The organism is Methylobacterium endophyticum (assembly GCF_050591105.1).
Taxonomy (GTDB): Bacteria; Pseudomonadota; Alphaproteobacteria; order Rhizobiales; family Beijerinckiaceae; genus Methylobacterium.
Genome location: NZ_JBNHES010000015.1, coordinates 1 through 22,243, shown reverse-complemented (window position 1 = coordinate 22,243; position 22,243 = coordinate 1). Strand labels below are relative to the sequence as shown.

The following is a 22,243-nucleotide window of genomic DNA, read 5'->3' as shown; positions in this document are numbered from 1 at the left end:
AGCCGCAGAAGTCGATACCGGTCCGCCGCGTCAGGCGTCGTCGTCCTGCGCGGCGCCGTTGGCGCCGTTGATGCGGGCCTTCAGCACGTTCGACGGCTTGAACACCATCACCTGCCTCGGCTCGATGGCGACCTCGACGCCGGTCTTCGGGTTGCGGCCGACGCGCTTGCCCTTCGAGCGGACCACGAAGGAGCCGAAGGAGGAGAGCTTCACGGTCTCGCCCTGCGACAGGCAGGTGCAGATCTCGGCCAGAACCGTCTCGACGAGGGCGGCCGATTCGGTCCGCGACAGGCCCACCTGCTGATAGACGGCCTCGCTCAAATCGGCGCGCGTCACCGTCCTGCCCGACATTCCATCCCCCTCGCCCGATTCGCCGTGCGGCAGCGTATCTCTATGATCCGTCACGCTAATCGGCGCTGGTCGCGGGGTCAACCGCGCGGCCGGGACGCGCACCGACGAAATGTCGCCGGCCGCCCTTCCGATTGCCGGCTCACCAGCGGATCAGCGCCGCGCCCCAGCTGAACCCGCCGCCGATGGCCTCGATCATCACGAGGTCGCCCTCGCGGATGCGCCCGTCCCGGCGCGCGGCGTCGAGGGCGAGCGGGATGGAGGCCGCCGAGGTGTTGCCGTGCCGGTCGACGGTGAGCACCACCTTCTCGCGCGGGATCCCGAGCTTGTCGGCGGAGGCCTCGATGATGCGGCGGTTGGCCTGATGGGGCACGAACCAGTCGAGGTCCTTCGGCGTGAAGCCGGCCTGCGCGAAGGCGTCCTCGATCACGTCGAGCACCGAGCCGACGGCGAAGCGGAAGACCTCCTTGCCCTGCATGCGCAGATGTCCGGTGGTGCCCGTCGAGCCGGGGCCGCCGTCGACATAGAGCTTGTCGCGGTGGCGCCCGTCCGAGCGCAGGCTCGCGGAGAGCACGCCGCGATCGGCGTTCGTGCCACGGCCCTCGCGCGCCTCCAGCACGATCGCGCCCGCCCCGTCGCCGAACAGGACGCAGGTGGTGCGGTCCTCCCAGTCGACGATGCGCGAGAAGGTCTCGGCGCCCACCACCAGCGCGCGGGTGGCGCCCCCCGTCCTCAGGAAGCGGTCGGCGGTGGAGACGGCGAAGACGAATCCGGCGCAGACCGCCTGCACGTCGAAGGCGCAGCCCCGCTCGACGCCGAGCGCCGCCTGGATCTGCGTCGCCGTCGAGGGGAAGGTGTGGTCCGGCGTGGAGGTCGCGCAGATCACGAGGTCGATGTCGGCGGCGCTCAGGCCGGCATCGGCCAGCGCCGCCTGGGCGGCGCGGGTGCCGAGCACCGAGGTGGTCTCGTCCGAGGCCGCCAGATGCCGGCTGCGGATGCCGGTGCGCTGGACGATCCATTCGTCGGAGGTGTCGACCCGCTCGGCGAGCTCGCGATTGGACACGGCGCGAGCCGGAAGGCTCGACCCGCAGCCGACGACGACGGAACGCAGGGCTGCCATGGTGCCTCCTCCCGCTCGCCGGAGCTCACGCCGTGATCGCGGCGGGCGCCTGGTCGAGCATGTCGCGGATCGTGCGCATCAGGTCGTGCCGCGCCATGTCGTGGGCAAGGTCGATGGCCGCGGCGAATCCTTGCGCGTTCTCGGAGCCGTGGCTCTTGATGACGATGCCCTCCAGCCCGAGGAAGACGCCGCCATTGGCCCGGCTCGGGTTCATCTTCTCACGCAGCGCCGTGAACGCCTGCCGGGCGAAGAGATAGCCGATCTTGGCCATCAGGGTCCGGCTCATGGCCGAGCGCAGGTAGCTGCCGATCTGCTTGGCGGTGCCCTCGGCGGTCTTGAGCGCGATGTTGCCGGTGAAGCCTTCGGTGACGACCACGTCCACGGTGCCCTTTCCGAGGTCGTTGCCCTCGACGAAGCCGTGATAGGCGAGCGTCGCGATCTCGGTCTCGCGCAGGATGCGGGCGGCCTCCTTCACGGCCTCGTTGCCCTTCATCTCCTCGGTGCCGACATTGAGGAGCCCCACCGTCGGCCGGTCGATGTCGAAGACGATGCGGGCCATGGCGGCGCCCATCACCGCCATCTCCACGAGATGCTCGGCATCCGTGCCGATGGTGGCGCCGACATCGAGCACGACGCTCTCGCCGCGCACGGTGGGCCACAGGCAGGCGATGGCCGGGCGCTCGATGCCGGCCATGGTCTTGAGGCAGATCTTCGACATCGCCATGAGCGCGCCGGTGTTGCCGGCGGAGACGGCGGCGTCCGCCTCTCCGTCCTTCACCGCCTGGATCGCCTTCCACATGGAGGACTTGCCCCGCCCCTGGCGCACGGCCTGGCTCGGCTTCTCGTCCATGGCGATGGAGACGGCGGTATGCCGGATCTCGACGGCGCCCTTGAGCCGGGGCTCGGCCTCCACCAGCGGGCCGAGCACGGCCTCGTCGCCGAACAGCAGGAAGCTCGTCTCCGGGTGCCGCTCGCGGGCGATGGCCGCTCCCGGCACCACCGTGGACGGCCCGTGGTCGCCGCCCATGGCGTCGAGGGAGATGCGCACGCTTTGAGACATGAAGATCCGGTCGGAGCCTGGCCGGGCGGTGCATCGAGACGGACGCGCCGGCCGGCGCGGCGGAAAATAGCGATCCGGGCCGGCCGGGCAAACGAATTCTGGCGGGCGCCCCTACTCGCCGCCGGGACGCAGCTTGCGCAAGCCCGCGAGCGGCTTCTCGTCGTCCCCCGCCGCGACCTCCTCGAAGGCGACGCCGGGCTTCCTCGGATAGGGATCGAGCCCCAGCGCCAGGAACTCGGCCGTGAGCGCGCCGAGGTCGATGCGTCCGTTGACGAGGGCATCCGGCGTATCGAGATCGGGCATGCCGTTCTCGTCGAGCGCGTCCGCCTCCTCCGGCGTGACCTCGTCGCTGAACGTCACCTCGACGGGCTCGGAGACGGCTGCCTCGAAGGGCTCGAGGCTGACGCCGCAGGTCTGGGTGACGACCGCCTCCACCGTTCCGGTGACGCGCAGGAGGCTGGTCGAGCCGCCGATCTCGAAGCGGCCGACGAGGTCGCGCACGGCGACGATGCCGAAATCCTCGGCCAGCGCCGCGCATTCCTGCGGGGTCGCCTCGACGGTGAAGCTGCCGCGCCCCTGCGGCAGGCGCTCGACATTGACGGGCCGGGAGAGCGGAAGGGGGCTTGCGTCTCGTGTCATCGATGGCTCCCGTAGGGCGACGGGTCCGGGAAGAGCGGGCCGGCGCCGAGGAACACGGCGAGATCGGCCGCCCCGAGGACGTCGGCGGAAGCCCGGACATAATCCGCCAGCGGCCCCGCGTCTGCCTCTTCGCGACCGATGACGTTGCGGGCGAGCGCGGCGGCGAGCGCGTCCCGGTCGCCGGCATCGAGGGCGGCATCGTAGCCGGCGGCCCGGCCGTAGAAGGCGGCGCCCAGCTTCTTCATGCGCTTGGGCACCCCCATGTCGCCGACGCCGAGTTCGCGCAGCGACGCGTCGAGCTGGAGAAAGACGGAGTTGACGAGATCCTGGGCGATGTCGGGGCCCGGTTCGGGCAGCCGGTTCAGCCGCCGCAGCGCCAGGATGACGTGCAGGCACAGGCATTCGAAGCGGCCTTCCACCGTGTCCGGCACGCCGAGCCCCTCATAGAGCGCGGGCCAGCGCGAGGCGTCGTTGATCCGCCCGTGGAGGGTCTCGACGGTCCGGCGGCGCTCGCCGCCGCGCCGCAGAAGGCGCCCGATCATCGCGTCCGCCCTTTGCACCCTTTGGACGCGGGGTGTGTCCGCGCTTGCCTTGTCAAAGCCATAACCCGGCGGTACGGCACCTCACGGTCAAGGTGCAAGCCTTCGCAAGGCAAGAGCCTGCAAGGCGGACGCCGCGTTTCGGCCCCTGTTCGCGGGTGTCGCGCGCTGCGTGTCTCGCAACGCAATCAAGGGGGGCCGATGTCGCGCCGTCTCGTCTCGTCGCTCGCTCGTCTCGCCGTGATCGGCCTCGTGGGCACGGCCCTGTCCGGCTGCATCGGCGAGGATATCCGCCACGGCTACCAGATCGACCAGACCGCCCTGGCCTCGGTCAAGCCCGGCGCGAGCCCGGAGCAGGTGCTCCAGACGCTCGGCACGCCCTCCACCGTCTCCACGGTCGGCAACAAGTCCTGGTACTACATCTCCCAGAACACCCGCCGCACGGTGATGTTCATGGGCGAGCAGGTCGAGGACCAGCGGGTGGTGGCCGTCTACTTCACCCCCGGCTTCAAGGTCGAGCGCGTGGCGCTCTACGGCCTCCAGGACGGCAAGGTGTTCGACTTCATCGAGCGCACCACCCCGTCGAGCGGCGCCGACCGCGCCTTCCTCGGCCAGCTCCTGCGCGGCCTGACCAAGTACGAGCCCTTCGGGTCCGGCAAGGGCACCAGCATCGTGCCCGGCGCCAATCGCGGCCTCTGAGGCCCGCTCATCCCGCGGGCGCCGCCGCCCGCGGTCCCACGGCGGAGACGATCTCCGCCGGACTGCCGAAGAGATGCGCCGGCCCGAGCGCGGCCAGCGCATCCGCCCGCGTGTAGCCCCAGGCCACCGCTCCGAAGGCGCAGCCCACCTTGCGCGCCGCCTCGGCGTCGCGGATCTCGTCGCCGACGCAGAGCACGTCCTCCGGCGCATGCCCGCTCGCCCGGACCAGGGCGGCGAGCCGGCGGGCCTTCCCGAACAGCGAGGCGCCGCAGGCGTAGCGCGAGAAGCGCGCCGCGTTCCCCGATCCCAGAATCCGGCGCACGTTGGCCTCGTCGTTGGAGCTGAGCAGCGCGAGGGCGGCGCCTGCGGCATCGAGCTCCGCCAGCATCGCCTCGATCCCCGGAAACAGCCCGATCAAGGCGGCGTCGCGGGCGGCGAGACCGTGCATGTGGCGGGCGATCATCGGCAGCTTCCAGGCCGGCACGCCGAGGCGGGCGACGATCTCGCGGGCGCCGAGCGCGCGCAGTTCGTCCCGCTCCTCCTCCGCCACGCGGTGGAAGCCGTAGCGGTCCGCCACGCCGTTGAGTACGCCGCAGAACCAGTCGAAGCTGTCGGCGAGCGTCCCGTCGAAATCGAACACGACGAGCCGGTAGCGCGGCCGGGCGCCGTCCATCGCGCGCGGCAACGGCGCCTCAGAAGCGCAGGTTCGCCAGCGGCACGCGCAGGCTCAGCACCAGCCCATCCGGGGCCCAGTCGTGCTCCAGGCTGCCGTCGAGCTGGCCGGCGACGCTGCGCTCGGCCAGGACCGTGCCGAAGCCGCGCCGCTCGGGCACGCTTGCGATGGCGGGGCCCCCCGCCTCGGCCCAGCGCAGGTGATAGGCGCCGTCCTCCACCCGGCCGGTGAGCGAGACCGTGCCGGTCTCGGTGGAGAGGCCGCCATACTTGACGGCATTGGTGGCCTGCTCGTGCATGACGAGCGCGAGCGAGGTCGCCGCGCGCTCGCCGAGGGGCGCGTCCTCGCCGCCGATGGCGATGCGCTCGCGCCCGGAGGCGGCATAGGCGGCCATCAGCAGGCGCATCAGCCCGAGCACCGTCTGGCCCTTCACCGCCGGCGCGCTCTCGTCCGAATGCGGGCGCACGTATTCGTGGGCCTGCGCCAGGGCTCCCAGGCGCTCGCGGAAGGTGGCGACGAAGCCCTTGGCCTCGGGCGCGCCCCGCGCCGACAGGGCCGCGATGCCGCCGACCACGGCGAAGATGTTCTTGATCCGGTGCGACAGCTCCCGGATCAGCAGGTCGCGGGCCTCCTCGTGGCGCTTGCGCTCGCGCAGGTCGCGGCTGACCGTGGCGAAACCCACCTCGCGACCCCCGGCGTCCCGCAGGGGGAAGAGGTTGTAGAGCATGGCGATGGGCTCGCCCGTCTCGAAATGCCGGAAGGCGATCTCGCCCTCCCACCAGCCGTCGCGGCGCGCGGCCGGGAGCGCGTCCTCCATCACCATGCGCCGGCTCGCGGGCATGATGTGGTCGGCGATGCAGGTGCGCTGGGCGGCGGCGAGGCTCGGCAGCCCGACGAGCCGCATGGCGGCGTCGTTCAGATGGGTGACGCGGCCGTCGAGATCGGCGATACCGATGAAGTCCTTCGAGGTCTCGACCACGGCGGCGAGCTGGCGCGCCTCGGTCTCGACCCGCTTCAGGTCGTGGATATCGGTGCAGGTGCCGAACCAGCGCTCGATCCGGCCTTCGGCGTCCCGGATCGGCATGGCCCGGCCCAGCGTCCAGCGATAGGCGCCGGACCTGTGCCGCAGGCGGTATTCGATCTCGTAGGGCTCCCCCGTCGCGAGGCTGTGGCGCCAGCGCGCCCAGGCCCGCTCCTGGTCGTCGGCGTGGAACATGCCGTTCCAGCCCTCGCCGTCCGTGCTGCCGTAGGGGACGCCGGTGAACTCGTACCAGCGGTCGTTGTAATAGTCGTGGAAGCCGTCCGGCAGGGTCGTCCAGACCATCTGCGGCATCGCTTCCGTCATCACCCGGAAGCGCCGCTCGTTGGCGGCGAGGCGGTCGAGATTGCGGCGATGATCGAGCAGCGTCGAGATCTGCCGGGCGAGCGCCGTCAGCGTCGCCGCCTGCTCCGCGCTCAACCCGTCGGGACGGGGCGCATGGTCGAGGATGCAGAGCGAGCCCAGCGCGGTGCCGCTGGCGCCGCGGATCACGGCGCCGGCATAGAAGCGGATATGCGGCGGTCCGGCCACGAGGGGATTGCCGGCGGTGCGCCCGTCGGCGGCAAGGTCCGGGACGACGAGAAGGGCCTCCTCCTTCAGCGCGAACTTGCAGACCGACATGTCGAGGGGCGTCTCGCGGCAGCCGAGCCCGACCTCCGCCTTGAACCACTGCCGGTCCTCGCCGACGAAGCTCACCAGGGCGATGGGCGCGGCGCAGACATGGGCGGCGATCCGCGCGAGATCGTCATAGGCCGCCTCGGGCTCCGTATCGAGGATGTGGAGGGCGCCGAGCTCGGCGATCCGATCGGAATCGGGAGAGTCGCCGGACGGTGTCGCGCAATGCGCTTTCGCAGCCAAATCCCGCGCTCCTGCCCGGATGCCGCTTACGCTCCAGGGCCGACGACGGACATAGGAACGGGGCGCGGGCGAGTCCAGCTTTCATGAGCGCCGCCCCCCGCCGCGAGAGACAGGCGGGAGCGGCGCGGTCTCAGGCGCTCAGGCGGCCTTCGAGCCCGACAGGGTCGGGTAGTCGATGTAGCCTTCCGGGCCCTGGCTGTACCAGGTCCGGGGCACATCCTGGTTCAGCGGGGCGCCCTCGGCGATGCGCTTCGGCAGGTCGGGATTGGCGAGGAAGGTCCGGCCGAAGGCGATGGCGTCGGCCTTGCCCTCGTCGAGGGCCGCCTGCGCGCTCTTGCCGTCGTAATCGGCGTTGAGGATCAGCGGGCCCTTGAAGGCCGCCTTCATCACCGGCGCCACGGGGGCGTGGTTGGCCTTGCCGAAGGTGCCGTCCGGGCCGGGCTCGCGCAGCTCGAGGAAGGCGATGCCGATCTCGGAGAGCACCGCCGCCGCCGCTCCGAACAGCGCGTCCGGGTCGGAATCGTCGACGCCCTGGATGAGGCCGTTCGGCGACAGCCGCACGCCGGTGCGGTCCTTGCCCGCCTCCCCGGCGACGGCCCGCGTCACCTCGTCGAGCAGCCGGACGCGGTTCTCGATCGCGCCGCCGTAGCGGTCGGTCCGCTTGTTCACGCCGTCGCGCAGGAACTGGTCGATGAGGTAGCCGTTCGCGGCATGGATCTGCACGCCGTCGAATCCGGCGGCCAGCGCGTTGCGGGTGGCGTTGCGGTAGTCCTCCAGCAGGCGCGGGATCTCGTCGATCTCGAGCGGGCGCGCCTCGGCATAGGGCTTCTTGCCCTCGTAGGTATGGGCGCTGTCCGGCGCCGTGGTGGCGGAGGAGGAGACGGGCTTGGCGCCGCCGAGGAAATCCGGGTGGACGATGCGGCCCATGTGCCAGAGCTGGGCGACGATGCGGCCGCCGGCCTCGTGGACGGCCTGCACCACCGGCTTCCAGGCCGCGACCTGCTCGGCATTCCACAGGCCGGGCGCGTAGGGCCAGCCGAGCCCCTCCCGGCTGATGCCCGTCGCCTCGCTGATGATGAGGCCGGCGCCGGCGCGCTGGGCATAGTACTCGGCCATGATCGGCGTCGGGACATGCTCGCGGCTGGCGCGCCCGCGGGTCAGCGGGGCCATGAGAATGCGGTTCGGCGCCGCGATGGCGCCGAGGCGGATGGGGTCGAACAGTGAGGGCATGCACGATCTCGCTTGTCGGCGCCGGACCGCGCTGCGGCCGGCGCCCGGTGATGCGGTGCCGCTAACGTGGTCGCCCGAGCCGGCATCTCCAGGCCGGGGAATGCTCCGGCGGCGCCGGCTGTGCGGCGGCGCACATGGCGGTGCGGATCACGGCGCGGAGCCCCGAAGGATGCCGGACATGGATTCGCGGTTCCCGGCCTCGAACCCGCGTCCGACCTTGCGGCGCTGCCTCCCGCGCCCCCCGTCTCGTCGTCCCCCCCCGGACCGGGCCTCCGCGAAACCGGCGGCAGGCCATCCTATCGGGATGCCACGACCGTAAAGGTGGTATACATCCGCGACTTCATGTGTTCATGCTCGCTCAGGCTTAGCTTGATATCGTTATAGCCGAGCACCTTCAGGTATTGCGCGAAGAAATCCGAACTGAAATTCCACCACGTATCCCAAGTCTGGTTTTCCGCCGTCGGAACCAGACGGCAAACCGCCTGCCCTTCGAGTTCCGGGTAGTGCATCTCGCAAAGAATGATCTTCCTACTGCGCTTGGCGCATTCCTGTATGATACGAACAGGATTTTCAGTGTGCAGCAGGACATTGGCCAAGACGGCAATGTCGAACTCGCCGAGCCCGTCGTCCAGCTTGCAAGCATCGCCATAGACCAGCTTGGCTTGCGAGCCGAAGGCTTCGTGCATGAACCAATAGGAATTCTTGAGGCGTGTCATGATACGCCGGCGATCGGGCATGATCGGCGCCAGCACGCCATCCGGGTAGGGCACGAAATCCCAACCCGGATCGTCGGGAAGCTCGATGCTGGTGACGTCGGCTCCAGCCCGTTCCATCCAGTAGGTCAGGTATCCGCTGGCGGGACCGATTTCGAGAACACGCTGCCCCTGGAAGTCCACGCGTCCGAGCATGTCCGCCGTCTGCGGGCGCAAATCCCAATCACCGACGACTTCGCCGACGCCTGGCACGTCCACCGTATGGTAGAAATGGCAGTCGTCGACGGACAAACCTTTTACAGGCTGCACATATAGCATATCACCTCCGCAAAGACACGCTGGAGCGCGCCTTTATCCGTCACATGAATTCCAAACATTGCCGAAGGCGCCCCCCCTGAACTACACCAGGAAGGCCATCGGCCCTTGATTAGGCTGCCATGGGACCATTGTACAGGCTCGCTGCGACGGGCGTGGCGCTGACGACGGGTTCCGGAACCCGCCGGCCCCGATCGCGCACGAGACGCGGCCCCGCCGGGCGGCGGTTCATGCACGGCTCGATGGGGAGGCGCGCCGGCGGATGCGTTGCACCGCATCCGGCCCTCGTCTAACTCCTCAAGCCATGATCACGACCGACCACGACAAGATTCTGATCGTCGATTTCGGCTCTCAGGTGACGCAGCTCATCGCGCGGCGCGTGCGCGAGGAGGGCGTCTATTGCGAGATCGTCCCCTTCACCAAGGCGGCCGAGGCCTTCGCCGAGCAGCGCCCCAAGGGCGTGATCCTCTCCGGCGGCCCGGAATCGGTGACGAGCGAGGCGAGCCCGCGCACCCCGCAGGCGGTGTTCGAGTCGGGGGTGCCGGTCTTCGGCATCTGCTACGGCCAGCAGACCATGGCGGCTCAGCTCGGCGGCGAGGTCGAGGGCGGCCACCATGCCGAGTTCGGCCGCGCCGAGATCGAGATCCTCTCCGACTGCGCCCTGTTCAAGGGCGTCTGGCATGTCGGCGAGCACTACCCCGTCTGGATGAGCCACGGCGACCGGGTGACGAAGCTGCCGGACGGCTTCACCACCGTAGCGATCTCGAAGAACGCGCCCTTCGCGGCGGTGGCCGATGAGGCCCGCAAGTTCTACGCGGTGCAATTCCACCCCGAGGTGGCCCACACGCCGCACGGCGCGCTGCTGATCCGCAACTTCGTGCGCGACATCGCCGGCTGCACCGGCGACTGGACCATGGGTGCCTATCGCGAGGAGGCGATCGCCAAGATCCGCGATCAGGTCGGCAAGGAGCGCGTCATCTGCGGTCTCTCCGGCGGCGTCGATTCGGCGGTGGCGGCGGTGCTGATCCACGAGGCCATCGGCGAGCAGCTCACCTGCGTCTTCGTCGATCACGGCCTGCTGCGCATGGGCGAGGCCGAGGAGGTCGTGCGGCTGTTCCGCGACCACTACAACATCCCGCTCGTCCATGTGGAGGCGCAGGAGCTGTTCATCGGCGCGCTCGAGGGCGTCAGCGACCCCGAGGTCAAGCGCAAGACCATCGGCCGCCTGTTCATCGACGTGTTCGACGCCGAATCCAAGAAGATCGGCGGCGCCGCGTTCCTGGCCCAGGGCACGCTCTACCCGGACGTGATCGAGAGCGTCTCCTTCACCGGCGGTCCCTCGGTGACGATCAAGAGCCACCACAATGTCGGCGGCCTGCCCGAGCGCATGAACATGAAGCTCGTGGAGCCCCTGCGCGAGCTGTTCAAGGACGAGGTGCGGGTGCTCGGGCGTGAGCTCGGCCTACCCGACGCCTTCGTCGGCCGCCATCCCTTCCCCGGTCCGGGCCTCGCCATCCGCTGCCCCGGCACCATCACCGCCGAGAAGCTCGACGCGCTGAGAAAGGCCGACGCGATCTATCTCGACGAGATCCGCAAGGCCGGGCTCTACGACGTGATCTGGCAGGCCTTCGCGGTGATCCTGCCGGTGAAGAGCGTGGGCGTGATGGGCGACGGGCGCACCTACGACCATGTCTGCGCCCTGCGCGCCGTCACCTCCGTCGACGGCATGACGGCGGATTTCTATCCCTTCGAGATGGCCTTCCTCGGCCGCGTGGCGACACGCATCATCAACGAGGTCAAGGGCATCAACCGCGTGACCTACGACATCACCTCGAAGCCCCCCGGCACCATCGAGTGGGAATAATTTTTGCCCCTCCGGGCGTATCCGAAATCACGCTATAATGCGACATAAGCCAATGAAAATGCTGAAAAAATCCCTCTGAGACTTTCAGCATCTATCGCGGGGTTAGCCTCCCGTTTGACGGTATGGCTGGCGGTATGGCGCGTCTTGTCTCAACCGAAAAACGCATATACCGTCAGGGGCAAGAGAGCTTCTGACGGTATATTTTTTGGCCTAACCTTTTGTAAGTGCTGAATAAAAATCCTGTCAGGCGGCCTAATTTTGGCCTGACGGTATAATTGGGTGCTCTCCTGCATTTTTTGACCGATCTGGAGGGTGCAGATGCTGACCGACGCCGCCATCAAGGCACTGAAACCAAAAGATAAATTATACAAGATTGTGGATCGTGACGGTATGTACGTCGTGGTCCAACCTTCAGGTTCAATCGTGTTCCGCTTGGACTACCGGCTCAACGGCCGTCGGGAGACCTTGACGTTGGGTCGTTATGGCCCGGCGGGTCTGTCTCTGGCCCGGGCGCGTGAGAAGCTGATTGATGCCAAGCGCGCGATTTCCGAGGGTCGCTCGCCGGCGCAGGAAAAGCAGCGCGAGAAGCGGAGGATCAAGGAAGCCAAGAGCTTCGGCCAGTTCGGTGAACGCTGGCTTCAGGAAGCGAGGATGGCGGACAGTACACGCGCGATGCGGCGGTCGATCTTCGAGCGCGACATCCTCCCGGCGTTTCGCAATCGACTGCTAACCGAGATCCTGCCGGAGGATTTGCGCGGGTTGTGCGCGAAGGTAAAGGAACGCGGGGCGCCGGCAACAGCGGTCCACGTCAGAGACATTGTGAAGTTGGTTTTCGCCTTCGCCATCCTGCACGGGGAGAAGGTCGCCAACCCGGCCGACGAGGTTGGCCCATCGTCGATCGCGACCTTCGTGCCGAAGGACAGGTCGCTATCCCCCGCGGAGATCCGAATCATGCTCGGACAGCTTGAGCATGTCCCGACGCTGCCGACGATCCGTCTCGGGATAAAGCTGATCCTGCTCTCGATGGTGCGAAAGAGCGAATTGCAGGATGCAGTCTGGGACGAGGTCGATTTTGAGAACGCCGTCTGGTCGATCCCCAAGGAGCGAATGAAGCGCTCGAAGGCGCACAACGTCTATCTATCGCAGCAAATGCTCGACATCTTCATCGCTCTCAAGACCTGCGCCGGTAACTCGAAATACGTCCTGCCGTCGCGCTACGACGCTGACGCGCCGATGTCGCGGGCCACGTTCAATCGGGTCACGACGGCGGTGGTGGTGCGGGCCAAGAAGGAAGGAATGCCGCTGGAGTCCTTTACGGTTCACGATCTCCGACGCACCGGCTCGACTCTGCTGAACGAACTGGGCTTCAACAGCGACTGGATCGAGAAGTGCTTGGCGCACGAGGATGGCCGATCGTCACGGGGCATCTACAACAAGGCGGAATATGAGCATCAGCGCCGGCATATGATCCAGGAATGGTCCAACATCGTGGACGCTTGGGTCGTGGGGGAGAAATACACGCCGATCCTTTATCCGCCGACAATGGACCTGCTTACGCCCGAGCCGGATGTTTGATGGGGCGCGTCTTGCGAAGCTGGACATCGGGCATGGGCGCGCGTTTCACGGTTTTCGCGCGTGAGGCGCGGCGGCGCTCCTCGAGCCAGGCTTCGACTTCGGCGAGGTCCCAGACCACGCAGCGAGACGTAAGATAGAAGCGCTGCGGAAATTCACCGCGCTGCTCCATGTCGTAGATTGTCGTGTCGGCCAACGGGACGATTTGCCGAAGCTCATGCCGCCGGATGGTCCGTGTCACGGCGGGAGGTTCTTGTGATTTCATCAGAGGACTCCGTCAGCCATTGGGTTCGACGGATAGAAGTCGATAGACGACGTTGAAAGAAAGCCCGGATTGAGGGGCGTAGAACGGTATCGTGCTCTGGCGTGCATATCGGAAAAGGCGCGGCCATCGCCGCGCCCAGCCAGACCGCCAATCGGTTCATTTGGATGATCGTCGATACCGGCCCTTCCGGCGTGAGCCGACGTAGCATATGAGACCAGCCACCTTGAGCGCGGCGATGTCCCGACGCGCAGTTTTCAGGCTGACTGCCCACACCGCCGCAATATCCCGTGCGTCACTTCGGACCTCCCCGACTCGGTCGAGAAACCAGTGCTGCCGCTCGTTGAGTTCGGCTCGATCAGGGACATTTTTAGGGTCGCGTTCAGGGACACGTTCAGGGACATTTTTCCGCGCGCCCGTTGCCGATCGTCCCCCTGCGGCTTCCCCGGCAGCATAGGCTTCACGGGCTCTAGCCAGGGAAATGCGATCCACTGGGCCGGTCAACGGGATGGCTGCCGGCCCATCGACCAGGCCGAGAACGAAGGCCCTGATGACTGGGGACGAGACCACCAGCCGCAGGAAATAGACGCTGTCTGGCCCGTGCTGGCCTGAAAGCCAGTGCTTGACGGTTCGCTCGCTTGCGTCCGTCTGGCGCATGAGCTGCTTAATCGCGCGGCGACTGTCGCCATGCTCTTTGCGTAGCAGCTCAGCGATGGTCCGCGCATAGACTTCGCGTCCGCCAAGAACGCCTGTCCATAGGGGTAATTTCCTGCCCGTTTTCGGCAACATCTTCCGTTTTCTCCGCATCTAAACTGTTCCAGTGCGGAGTGACGGCAGAGGCCCGTCATGCGCTGCGGCGGTAGGTCGCCCGGACCGCCGCAGGCAAGTTCGTGAGGCGTAATGTGATGAGCCGGAGAGATTACGATAATGATCGGTCAGAGCAGCCCGAACGTCCTCTTCGGGCTGCCGAATACGTCCGCATGTCGACGGATCATCAGAAGTATTCGACGGAAAACCAATCCGACGCGATCAAGCACTATGCCGAGGCGCGCGGAATCGAGATCGTCTGTACCTACGCCGACGAAGGAAAGAGCGGGCTCAGCGTCGATGGTCGTGATGCGTTCAAGCGGCTGATCGCGGACGTCGTGGAAGGCCGCGCCGACTTTGAGATGATCCTCGTCTACGACGTGAGCCGCTGGGGGCGCTTCCAGGACACCGACGAAAGCGCCTACTACGAATATATCTGCAAGCGCGCCGGCGTTCGTGTCCAATACTGCGCCGAACAGTTCGAGAATGACGGAAGCCCGATCGCGGCCATCATCAAGGGCGTGAAGAGCGCCATGGCCGGGGAATATAGCCGTGAGCTTTCCGTCAAGGTTTTCGCCGGCCAGGGGCGCCTGATCGAGAAAGGGTATCGTCAGGGAGGCCCGGCGGGTTTTGGACTACGGCGAACGCTCATCGATGAGCACGGCGCTATCAAGGGGTGTCTTGAACGCGGCGAGCAGAAGAGTCTCCAGACTGACCGCGTGATCCTGACACTCGGCCCGGCCGAGGAAGTCGATCTGGTTCGCAAAATCTACCGGGCGTTCGTCCATCAAGGGTATAGCGAGAGCGAGATCGCGGCCGATCTCAACAGGCGGGGTATTTCCACCGACCTTGGGCGACCCTGGACCAGGGGAACCGTCCACCAGATTCTCATCAACGAGAAATATGTCGGCGACAACGTATGGAACCGCCGCTCTTTCAAGCTGAAGAAGAAGCGCGTCCGGAACGATCCCGGTATGTGGATCAGGGCGCAGGATGCGTTTGCGGCCGTCATCGAACGCGAACTGTTCGAGGCGGCCAGGACCATCATCGGTGTGCGCTCCTTCCGGCTGAGCGACGAAGAGATGCTGCAATCTCTGAGGGCGCTTTATCAGCAAAAAGGTTTGCTCTCCGGCATCGTCATCGACGAATCCGATGGGATGCCGTCCAGCAGCGCCTACAGCTCCCGCTTTGGCAGCCTGCTTCGCGCCTACGGTCTCGTGGGCTTCACGCCGGATCGCGATTACCGCTACGTTGAAATCAACCGCGACCTGCGAAAGCTCCATCCCGGTATTCTTCGTGAGGTGCTCGATGGATTGCGGGCAACGGGCAGCGATGCCTGGCAGGATCTCGAGGCCGACCGGATAGTCGTCAACGGTGAGTTCAGCGTCTCGTTGGTGATCGCGCGGTGCATCGAGACGCCGACCGGGCTCCTTCGGTGGAACCTGCACTTCGATACCTCGCTCGCGCCCGACATCACGATTGTCGCGCGGATGGATAGAGCCAATCGCGCGCCGTTCGACTTCTATCTGTTCCCTCGCATTGACATGCTCTCCGAAAAGCTGCGGCTAGGAGAGGAGAATGCGCTCGCGCTCGATGCCTACCGCTTCGACGACCTTGAGCTTCTCTATGACATCGCCGCGCCTGTTCCTCTTGGGGAGGCCGCCTGATGCCTGCTGTTCGACCGAACAAGATCGAAATGATCCCTATCTCCCGGATCACGGTTCTGAACCCTCGCGCACGCAACAAGCGCCAGCATCGGGAGATCGTGAACAACATCGAAGCCATCGGCTTGAAGAGGCCGATCACGGTGAGCCGCCGCGATGGCGCAGGCGGGCCGAGATATGATCTCGTCTGTGGTGAGGGCCGGTTGGAAGCCTTCCAGATGCTTGGTCAGACCGAGATTCCGGCCGTGGTGATCGAGGCCAGCGAAAGCGAGTGCCTCGTCATGAGCCTGGTCGAGAATATCGCCCGGCGCACGCCGCGGCCCATCGATCTCATGAAGGAGATCGGCGCGCTACGATCTCGCGGTTACAACGACACTGCCATCGCGGAGAAGATCGGTGTCGGGGCATCCTGGGTGAACATGATCGCGTCGCTCCTCGAGCGTGGCGAGGAACGGCTGGTGTCCGCCGTCGAAACCGGGCTCATTCCGATCACCTTGGCAATGGAGATTTCCAAAGCCGAAACGGAAGAGGCGCAGAACCTGCTCCTCGACGCCTACGAGACCGGCAAGCTTCGGGGCAAGAAACTCGCCGCGGTTCGACGTCTGCTGGAAATGCGGATGCGCAGCCAGCGCAAGGGTGGATTGCCTGTCGGGCGGTTGGGCCGAAAGGGCACCGGCGTCCGTCGGATGACGGCCGCCGATCTCATGCAGGTCTATCAGCGGGAGGCGGAAAAGCAGCGTCTGCTGGTCAAGAAGTCGGACTTCACCCAGACCCGGCTGCTGTTCGTCGTCGAGGCGCTGAAGGATCTGCTCGGCAATGACGGTTTCATCAATCTGTTGAGGGCGGAGGGGCTGGCGACCATGCCACGCGCGCTCAAGGTCCGTGTGTCGGGAGACGATCATGACTGAAGAACCAAAGGATCCGGATGACGGCCGTATCCATTTTGGCTTCGATCGCGATTTTCTGACGATCCCCGTCGCGGCGATCGTTCCGCTGAAGACGTTGCCGCCCGGCGCCAGGGAGAGCCGATCCTATTCGCAGGTGCTGAGTTCGATCAAAGCGATCGGCCTGATCGAAGCGCCCGTCGTCATGGCAGACGAAAAGAATGCCGGAACCTGGTTTCTCCTCGATGGTCATCTGCGGCTTGAAGCGCTGAAGGAACTCGGCATCTCCGAGGTCGAGTGCCTGCTTGCGGCTGACGACGACACCTACACCTACAACAAGCGCGTGAATCGCATACCGCCGATCCAGGAGCATCGGATGATCGTGCGGGCAATGGACCGGGGCGTGTCATCGACCGACATCGCCGCAGCCTTGAACCTTCAGGTCGAGTCTGTGCTGCGGCGTTTCCGGCTCCTGGAAGGGATCAGCCCCGAGGCGGCCGAGATGCTGAAGGATACGCCCTGTTCGATGAAGGTGTTCGACATCCTGCGCCAGATGACGTCGGTCAGGCAGATCGAAGCCGCAGACCTGATGATCGGTCAGAACAACTTCACGGTCATGTTTGCGCGCGCGCTGCGTGCGGCGACGTCCGAGAACCAACTCGCCGCCGCCCGCAAAGGAAAAGGGGGAGGCAAGCCAACGCCCTCGGGCCAGCAGATCGCCCGCATGGAACGCGAGTTGGCGGCGCTCCAGACCCAGGTGAAGTCGGTCGAGGAAACCTACGGCATCGACAATCTGCATCTGACCGTCGCCCGCGGCTATGTCGCCAAGCTGCTGGCGAACAACCGGGTGGTTCGCTGGCTGGCGACCCATCAACAGGACTATCTCAGCGAGTTTCAGAAGATCGCCGAGATCGACACGCTCGGCCCGATCGCGGAAACGCCGGGCGCCTGAGTCAGATATGGGGACCCGGACCCGATAAGCGCGGGGACCATGGGAGAAGCCGCACCGTGGGGCGGATCAAGCATGGTGGTGGGAATGGCGGCGAACCCGCATGAAGCCCACCAGGCTGGCCCACATATAGCCAGCCGCATGAGGGGGCGCTTCCCCCGCATGAGCAGGACGTGCGTGCCGGACGCGCCGGCCGGCACGCACGTTATTCATCGCGGTGCTTCTGTCGTGAGAATGCCGACAGATCGAGGGTCAATGCTTGCAGCGACCGCGTCGTTTCCACGTCGTGATGGGTCAGGAGATCGACAAGATCCTCCTGGTCCGGCTGCCCCAAAGCAAGGCGATAGAGCAGCCTCTGCGTCCTCAACTTTGCGAACCGATCAATATCGCGACTTTGGGGAAGCGCGAACAAATGTCGCTTCAGTTCCGCACCTTCCATCGCCCACCAAGGGCTGAGGCCGGTTTCGTCGTCCGCGAACGCCTTGTCGGCGTCGCGTGCGATAATATCCCACGGCGAGGATGCTTGGCCGCGTGCCTGGGCCAACGCTTGTTCACCCAGTTTTCGAGCAAGCGGTTGTCGGACAGTCAGTCCGCCGAAGCGCTGGACGCGACCTTCTCGTTGCTCCAGGTCAACCGGGCTGGAACAAAGATCCCAATGTCCCAGCCGGTCGCACCAGCTATGGAAGTCTAGACCTTCCTGTCCGACAGAGGTCGTTGCCAGGACATGGGGCCAGAACGGCGTATTGAACGCGCTGCGGATTTCCTCAGAGCGCGCCGGTGGCGGTTCATTGACATCATGATCCTGCCGATGCGTCTCTGTCTCAGTGCCCCCAAACGGCACCGCAGCGTGACAGCGGATACGGATCTTGTCCTTTTTCTTCGCGCCCTTGAACCCGAAAGTGCCGACGTTCGCTGCAAGCGCCGCCGACAGATCCTCGATCAGTCCATCAGGATTGACCTTGGATTTGCGCAGCCAGAAATGTTCGTCGAGGACGGCTTCCAGGCAGCCATCAACGCACGCAGTCTGATATTTCTGCGTGGCGTCCTCACCGGGCAAGATCGACCAGAAAACGGGCCGATCCAGATAGGTGCGCAGCCTCGTCCAGCAGAAGCGCACAAGCCGCGCGAAATGCTGCTCCTGGTAATCGAAAAGCTCAGGAAGGTGGCGATAGAGTGCTCGGCCCGTCACGACGCCAGGGGCGCCGAGAGCCATATCCACCAGAGCGTCCAGCTCCCATCGGCTTAGCCAGGTGATCGCCTCGGCCTCTTGGCGCTGCTTGAGCAACGTTTGAAGTGTTGCATCCTTCGGGGCGACCCGACCCCAGTTCTTCTGGACCGCCGCGAACTCCCGAGCCAGCGGCGCCTTTTGCGCGCGCTCAATGGCCGCGAGGATCGCCCACGCCGGTTTGCGCCGTCGGTTGCTTCGCGCATTCGGAGCCTCCGGCGCGATGGACGGGGGCAGCGCCTGAATGATCTGCTGCCGCGCCCTGGCCTTGATCTGCTTGATCGCAGCCTTGCCCTTCACATCTAGGGGATCGACAGCGCGGATCAGGAAAGGACTCGGGTGAAACAGGGCGAGCGTGGGGCCTTGGGTCGGCTTCGGGTTCAGGTGGCGTTTCTTCCACGCGGCAGCGTAGGGAAGATTGCTTTTCGCCACGCATTTGCGCTCGACCTCAAGGCTGACAAGGGCTGCCAGGCTTTGCGGTGTGGCCCTGAACCGGCTGAAGATCAGCATCTTGGGCGATTGCGTCACCTTTGCCCATGGGCCGGAAGGCGCCCACCAAGTCAGCGACGGCAACACCCATGGGAGGGCAAGGGCCTCCGTTGGCACAAGGCCGTTGAGGGCACGGAGCTTGGCGCTTCCCCAACCCTCTTTGGGCGGCTTGAAGCAATTGGTGACTCCGAGCCGGGGGACGCTTCGCGTAGCCGGAAAATCTATGTCGCGAGAAATCTGGTATCGGTCTCCCAACGCTTGCGCAGGGAGTGGCACTGACAGCCAGTAGGCGATCGCGCTGCCTGCGAGCTTGGGCGACACATGGTCCGTGAAATGGCGATAGACGTCGAGATCGTGGGGCTCGATCCTTACGGACGGCGGCGCAGGCTCTCCGGCATGGTCGGAAACCGGACGCTCGGTCCGCGACATGAGTGGTGTGAGAAGCGCCTCGAGATGGTGCTTGAGCGCTTGCGCCTCTTCGATCGCCGCCGTGCGGCTATCGGGCGGCAGGTGGCCGATCAAATGCAACAGATCGCCAAAACGACGAAATTGGGATTCAGCCTCGGCGCGTACAGCCGACCCGCCCAGAAATTCGATAATCTCGAAGAATTCGACATGGGGGGCAGCCCCAGAGCCGCTTTCCCAGCGCTCGGCATAGAAACGGTAGGGCGTGGCGGACAGGAGGAGGATCGGCGGCGGCGTCCCGCCATCTGTTCCCGCCAGCAGTTGACGCGCCAGGGGATTATCGGCGCCTGCATTGAGCAGTTCGCGATAGCATTGGAACTCGTCGAAAATTACGAGATCAGGCGGGGCGGAATCCAGAGCGGCTTGAGCGAGCGCCTTCCGCATCCGGCCCAAGCTCTGACCATGTTTGCTCGTATCGATCGCGTGCAGAATGTTTTCGCGGGCCGGCTTGCCAAATTCCGCGCGCAACGCTCGGCCATAGGCCGCCTTGAAGAGGGCGGAGACATTGTCGAATTTGCCCTGAGCCTCCTCGCACGCCCATCGCCAGCCGGACGTTGCGCCATATTCGACATAGCCTTCAGGAAAGGCGGCGGTCAGGCCGGGGTATAGTTCGTCCAACAGGAGCTTGATGAACGCGCGCTCGACTGCCTTTCCGCCGTAGAGGCGCTGCGAGCTGGAGAATGATGTGGTCGGCGTAAAGGCATAAAGCCGCAGCTTTCCCTTGCGCTTTTCCTCGAACGGAATGAGACCGACGCGGTCGATGACGGAGAGTGCGTCCTTGGCTTCGTCCTTCTCGAGGAAGCGCAGCAGTTCGACCTTGTTCTGGTCCGCGACTTTGAGCCCGCTCGTAATATAATAGACGGTAAACTTGCGCGCTTTGCTCGCCAGCTGTGCAAGCGTGTCTCGGGCGACGACGGTTTTCCCGAGGCCGACTTCGTCCGCGACAAGGAACCGGCGCAGTGGGTTGCCTCCCGACAGGGCGACAGTTGCAGCCTTGACCGTCGCGGCCTGAAAGGGTTTCGATCTTGCGCTCATGAGGCAAGCCGGGTGCGCGCGATGGCCCAGATCTGAGCGAGTTCGTTCAAGTCAGCTCTCTCCGCTTCGCTCAGATTTTCACCGTGGGCGAGAAGCGCATCCACATAGGGCGCAAAATGGCGATCGACCCGACCGAAGGCTTTTCGATCGCGTGCCCAAGCCGTGAGAATATCCTCCAATGTGAGGCGGTCATAACCCAGGCTTTGGGGACGGTTGCCCCGTGATCCGACATCTTCATCCCATGCACCGCCACCGACCGGAAGCGTGTCGCCGCCGAGCATCGCACGCATCCAGTCATGAAACGCGCGAAGCCCCATGTGGCTGGCCAGCGCGGCTAGATCCCGCTGCTCTTCGAGAGGCGGATCGACGGTGACGCGCTGCATCCATCGTAAAGCGCCGTCTGGGCCGCTTATCCGGACCTGAATGAAGGCAGACTGGAGTGACAACGGGATCGGTCCAAGACCGAGGCTGAAGGCATCGGTCGGCCAAGGCAGCAGGTCGCCATTTGCAGATCCGGCGTGCAGCACATGGTCGGGGTAGGCGAGCGAAGGAACCGCCCGCGCGTCGATAGAGAAGCATTCCCCGTCGCGGCGCAGAACCGGGTCCCAGGAGGCCATGAGCACCTTGCGCGACTCTTCCAGAGCATCGGTTGCACTTGTGCTGCGCAGGTCCGTGGCGGTGAGTTCCTCTATGGTGACAGGCGTCGCTTTACCGACCAGGAACGCCAGGCCGGAAGCGAACGCTTCGTCCGCCTCGAGTTCGACCATGATTTCCGAGTTGCGCCCCGACCACGCCCTTTCGGTCGCATTGGCGCTCCCGACCCTCAAGATGGTCTTCTCGCCCGAGTGGAAGCAGAAGATCTTCGCATGGAGCGCAAGGGGCGCTGGCTCCACATCATCTTCGGCCACAGGTTCGGTGCCGGGCAGAGCGAGCGTGGACTCGTCAGCAAGCACGTCCGGCGCCGCATAGGCCAGGATTTTCGAGAAACCCGTCAGCGAGGTTCTGGACCGGCTGGCTATTTCGGCAAGGGCCGGCATCGACGAAATCAGCGTCCTGGATCCAGCCGCCTCCCAGTTGCCCGCCTTTTTCAGAAAGTCGGGCGACAGGAACGGGCTGATGATCGTTATGCCATCGACCGCGCCGGAGGGCGGCTCCGCTGGCAAGGGAACACCTTCATCCAGCCCATTGAGGAGGCCGCGTAGGCGAAAACCGTCTGGCGCATCCCACCAGATCGCCTCCAGTTGCTCCGAGATGTTAACGGCATCCTGGCGCGATGCGCAGCGTGCGAGAGTGCTCCCGAGAGCACCGACGCCAGGGAGCCGAACCCGCCCCTTCGCGCGTTTTTCGCTGCCGTCCAGCAAAACGCCGGCGTCGAGATCCTGAGATCGCGTGAGGTTCCGGCTGCCAATCCAGAGCTTCCAGCGGGTTTCCCCTTTGGGGCAGTTATAGGCAACCAAAGCAATCTTCGGATGCCAGCTACGCTCGTGTTCATCGTAGGGTTGCTCAACGATGAACTGATCGAGGATGCCCGCGATCCGGGGGAGAGCGACCGGGCGCGCGATCCGCCCGCGCTGGATGATGATCTTGACGTGATCGCGCAGCCTGTCGATCGCTTCGGCAAAATCGACGGCCGTTCCACTGCCCTTGTCATTGTTACGACCAATCAGGGTGTGATTAGGCGTGGAATAAGGACCCCGTTTTTGGGGTAATCGGCGTCCAAACGGGACCCCAGGACAAGTCATCCACACTGCCTTCCGGCTCGAACGGGAGGCTTGCGCGGGATGTTGGTCGTGG

At 65.5% G+C, this 22,243-nt stretch carries 19 protein-coding genes; 6 read left to right on the top strand and 13 right to left on the bottom strand.

The annotated features are described in order from the left end of the window. Positions 1-30: 30 nt before the first annotated feature. From ACP56T_RS16205 to ACP56T_RS16185, 5 genes are all read right to left on the bottom strand, one after another. Positions 31-351 (bottom strand): integration host factor subunit alpha, encoded by a 321-nt coding sequence (locus ACP56T_RS16205; RefSeq protein WP_430913170.1) that lies wholly within the window; start codon positions 349-351, stop codon positions 31-33. Between the two features lie 139 nt (positions 352-490). Beyond that, a complete protein-coding gene (locus ACP56T_RS16200; protein ID WP_430913169.1) occupies positions 491-1,468 on the bottom strand; it encodes a beta-ketoacyl-ACP synthase III in 978 nt (325 codons plus the stop codon). A 25-nt stretch (positions 1,469-1,493) separates the two neighbouring features. Next, positions 1,494-2,528 carry a phosphate acyltransferase PlsX gene (gene plsX, locus ACP56T_RS16195; RefSeq protein WP_430913168.1) on the bottom strand — a complete coding sequence of 345 codons (1,035 nt, stop codon included), beginning with the start codon at positions 2,526-2,528 and terminating at the stop codon, positions 1,494-1,496. 111 nt (positions 2,529-2,639) lie between these two features. Beyond that, positions 2,640-3,167, bottom strand: coding sequence for a YceD family protein (locus ACP56T_RS16190; protein ID WP_430913167.1), 528 nt, complete (start codon positions 3,165-3,167; stop codon positions 2,640-2,642). Continuing rightward, positions 3,164-3,709: a ubiquinol-cytochrome C chaperone family protein gene (locus ACP56T_RS16185; protein ID WP_430913166.1), complete on the bottom strand. Its 546-nt coding sequence runs from the start codon at positions 3,707-3,709 to the stop codon at positions 3,164-3,166. The genes ACP56T_RS16190 and ACP56T_RS16185 overlap by 4 nt, the downstream gene beginning before the upstream one ends. Positions 3,710-3,907: 198 nt before the next feature. Between ACP56T_RS16185 and ACP56T_RS16180 the strand changes: the two genes are divergently transcribed. Then, positions 3,908-4,405, top strand: a complete 498-nt coding sequence (locus ACP56T_RS16180) for an outer membrane protein assembly factor BamE (RefSeq protein WP_430913165.1) — start codon at positions 3,908-3,910, stop codon at positions 4,403-4,405. A gap of 7 nt (positions 4,406-4,412) precedes the next feature. Here the strand turns inward: ACP56T_RS16180 and ACP56T_RS16175 are convergent, their stop codons facing one another. The 4 genes from ACP56T_RS16175 to ACP56T_RS16160 all read right to left on the bottom strand — a co-directional run bounded on the left by ACP56T_RS16175 (position 4,413) and on the right by ACP56T_RS16160 (position 9,236). Further along, entirely contained in the window at positions 4,413-5,078 is a 666-nt protein-coding gene (locus ACP56T_RS16175) for an HAD hydrolase-like protein (RefSeq protein ID WP_430913271.1), read from the bottom strand. Between the two features lie 19 nt (positions 5,079-5,097). Then, positions 5,098-6,975, bottom strand: a complete 1,878-nt coding sequence (locus tag ACP56T_RS16170) for a PAS domain S-box protein (protein WP_430913164.1) — start codon at positions 6,973-6,975, stop codon at positions 5,098-5,100. Between the two features lie 138 nt (positions 6,976-7,113). Continuing rightward, a complete protein-coding gene (locus tag ACP56T_RS16165; protein ID WP_430913163.1) occupies positions 7,114-8,205 on the bottom strand; it encodes an alkene reductase in 1,092 nt (363 codons plus the stop codon). Between the two features lie 296 nt (positions 8,206-8,501). After that, complete coding sequence (locus tag ACP56T_RS16160) at positions 8,502-9,236, bottom strand: class I SAM-dependent methyltransferase (RefSeq protein ID WP_430913162.1); 735 nt, start codon at positions 9,234-9,236, stop codon at positions 8,502-8,504. 301 nt (positions 9,237-9,537) lie between these two features. Between ACP56T_RS16160 and guaA the strand changes: the two genes are divergently transcribed. Continuing rightward, on the top strand, positions 9,538-11,097 hold the full coding sequence (gene guaA / locus ACP56T_RS16155) for a glutamine-hydrolyzing GMP synthase (protein ID WP_430913161.1): 1,560 nt from the start codon (positions 9,538-9,540) through the stop codon (positions 11,095-11,097). 318 nt (positions 11,098-11,415) lie between these two features. After that, the gene (locus tag ACP56T_RS16150) at positions 11,416-12,672 is read left to right on the top strand and encodes a tyrosine-type recombinase/integrase (RefSeq protein ID WP_416418135.1); all 1,257 of its coding nucleotides are present in this window, start codon (positions 11,416-11,418) and stop codon (positions 12,670-12,672) included. Here ACP56T_RS16150 and ACP56T_RS16145 read toward each other — a convergent pair. After that, positions 12,650-12,934, bottom strand: a complete 285-nt coding sequence (locus tag ACP56T_RS16145; protein ID WP_145752293.1) for a helix-turn-helix transcriptional regulator — start codon at positions 12,932-12,934, stop codon at positions 12,650-12,652. The genes ACP56T_RS16150 and ACP56T_RS16145 overlap by 23 nt on opposite strands. 156 nt (positions 12,935-13,090) lie before the next feature. Then, positions 13,091-13,720: a hypothetical protein gene (locus ACP56T_RS16140; protein WP_242219595.1), complete on the bottom strand. Its 630-nt coding sequence runs from the start codon at positions 13,718-13,720 to the stop codon at positions 13,091-13,093. Positions 13,721-13,911: 191 nt separating this feature from the next. On the opposite strand from ACP56T_RS16140, the gene ACP56T_RS16135 reads away from it, so the two are divergent. Genes ACP56T_RS16135 through ACP56T_RS16125 form a run of 3 tightly spaced genes read left to right on the top strand, consistent with a single transcriptional unit; the run spans position 13,912 to position 17,238 of the window. Beyond that, positions 13,912-15,405 carry a recombinase family protein gene (locus ACP56T_RS16135; RefSeq protein WP_416418139.1) on the top strand — a complete coding sequence of 498 codons (1,494 nt, stop codon included), beginning with the start codon at positions 13,912-13,914 and terminating at the stop codon, positions 15,403-15,405. Then, positions 15,405-16,310 (top strand): plasmid partitioning protein RepB C-terminal domain-containing protein, encoded by a 906-nt coding sequence (locus ACP56T_RS16130; protein WP_416418141.1) that lies wholly within the window; start codon positions 15,405-15,407, stop codon positions 16,308-16,310. Before ACP56T_RS16135 ends, ACP56T_RS16130 begins: the two co-directional genes overlap by 1 nt. Then, positions 16,303-17,238, top strand: a complete 936-nt coding sequence (locus ACP56T_RS16125) for a plasmid partitioning protein RepB C-terminal domain-containing protein (RefSeq protein ID WP_416418142.1) — start codon at positions 16,303-16,305, stop codon at positions 17,236-17,238. The genes ACP56T_RS16130 and ACP56T_RS16125 overlap by 8 nt, the downstream gene beginning before the upstream one ends. 202 nt (positions 17,239-17,440) lie before the next feature. Here ACP56T_RS16125 and ACP56T_RS16120 read toward each other — a convergent pair whose 3' ends face one another. After that, the gene (locus ACP56T_RS16120; protein ID WP_416418144.1) at positions 17,441-20,449 is read right to left on the bottom strand and encodes a helicase; all 3,009 of its coding nucleotides are present in this window, start codon (positions 20,447-20,449) and stop codon (positions 17,441-17,443) included. Next, on the bottom strand, positions 20,446-22,243 hold a 1,798-nt coding region (locus ACP56T_RS16115; RefSeq protein WP_430913160.1), incomplete at its 5' end, for a phospholipase D family protein. The genes ACP56T_RS16120 and ACP56T_RS16115, both read right to left, overlap by 4 nt.

Excerpts from the sequence above, each read along its gene's own strand:
- ACP56T_RS16205 (WP_430913170.1), bottom strand. The coding sequence starts at position 351 with ATGTCGGGCAGGACGGTGACGCGCGCCGATTTGAGCGAGGCCGTCTAT.
- ACP56T_RS16200 (WP_430913169.1), bottom strand. The coding sequence starts at position 1,468 with ATGGCAGCCCTGCGTTCCGTCGTCGTCGGCTGCGGGTCGAGCCTTCCG.
- plsX (WP_430913168.1), bottom strand. The coding sequence starts at position 2,528 with ATGTCTCAAAGCGTGCGCATCTCCCTCGACGCCATGGGCGGCGACCAC.
- ACP56T_RS16190 (WP_430913167.1), bottom strand. The coding sequence starts at position 3,167 with ATGACACGAGACGCAAGCCCCCTTCCGCTCTCCCGGCCCGTCAATGTC.
- ACP56T_RS16185 (WP_430913166.1), bottom strand. The coding sequence starts at position 3,709 with ATGATCGGGCGCCTTCTGCGGCGCGGCGGCGAGCGCCGCCGGACCGTC.
- ACP56T_RS16180 (WP_430913165.1), top strand. The coding sequence starts at position 3,908 with ATGTCGCGCCGTCTCGTCTCGTCGCTCGCTCGTCTCGCCGTGATCGGC.
- ACP56T_RS16175 (WP_430913271.1), bottom strand. The coding sequence starts at position 5,078 with ATGGACGGCGCCCGGCCGCGCTACCGGCTCGTCGTGTTCGATTTCGAC.
- ACP56T_RS16165 (WP_430913163.1), bottom strand. The coding sequence starts at position 8,205 with ATGCCCTCACTGTTCGACCCCATCCGCCTCGGCGCCATCGCGGCGCCG.
- ACP56T_RS16160 (WP_430913162.1), bottom strand. The coding sequence starts at position 9,236 with ATGCTATATGTGCAGCCTGTAAAAGGTTTGTCCGTCGACGACTGCCAT.
- guaA (WP_430913161.1), top strand. The coding sequence starts at position 9,538 with ATGATCACGACCGACCACGACAAGATTCTGATCGTCGATTTCGGCTCT.
- ACP56T_RS16150 (WP_416418135.1), top strand. The coding sequence starts at position 11,416 with ATGCTGACCGACGCCGCCATCAAGGCACTGAAACCAAAAGATAAATTA.
- ACP56T_RS16145 (WP_145752293.1), bottom strand. The coding sequence starts at position 12,934 with ATGAAATCACAAGAACCTCCCGCCGTGACACGGACCATCCGGCGGCAT.
- ACP56T_RS16140 (WP_242219595.1), bottom strand. The coding sequence starts at position 13,720 with ATGTTGCCGAAAACGGGCAGGAAATTACCCCTATGGACAGGCGTTCTT.
- ACP56T_RS16135 (WP_416418139.1), top strand. The coding sequence starts at position 13,912 with ATGTCGACGGATCATCAGAAGTATTCGACGGAAAACCAATCCGACGCG.
- ACP56T_RS16130 (WP_416418141.1), top strand. The coding sequence starts at position 15,405 with ATGCCTGCTGTTCGACCGAACAAGATCGAAATGATCCCTATCTCCCGG.
- ACP56T_RS16125 (WP_416418142.1), top strand. The coding sequence starts at position 16,303 with ATGACTGAAGAACCAAAGGATCCGGATGACGGCCGTATCCATTTTGGC.
- ACP56T_RS16120 (WP_416418144.1), bottom strand. The coding sequence starts at position 20,449 with ATGAGCGCAAGATCGAAACCCTTTCAGGCCGCGACGGTCAAGGCTGCA.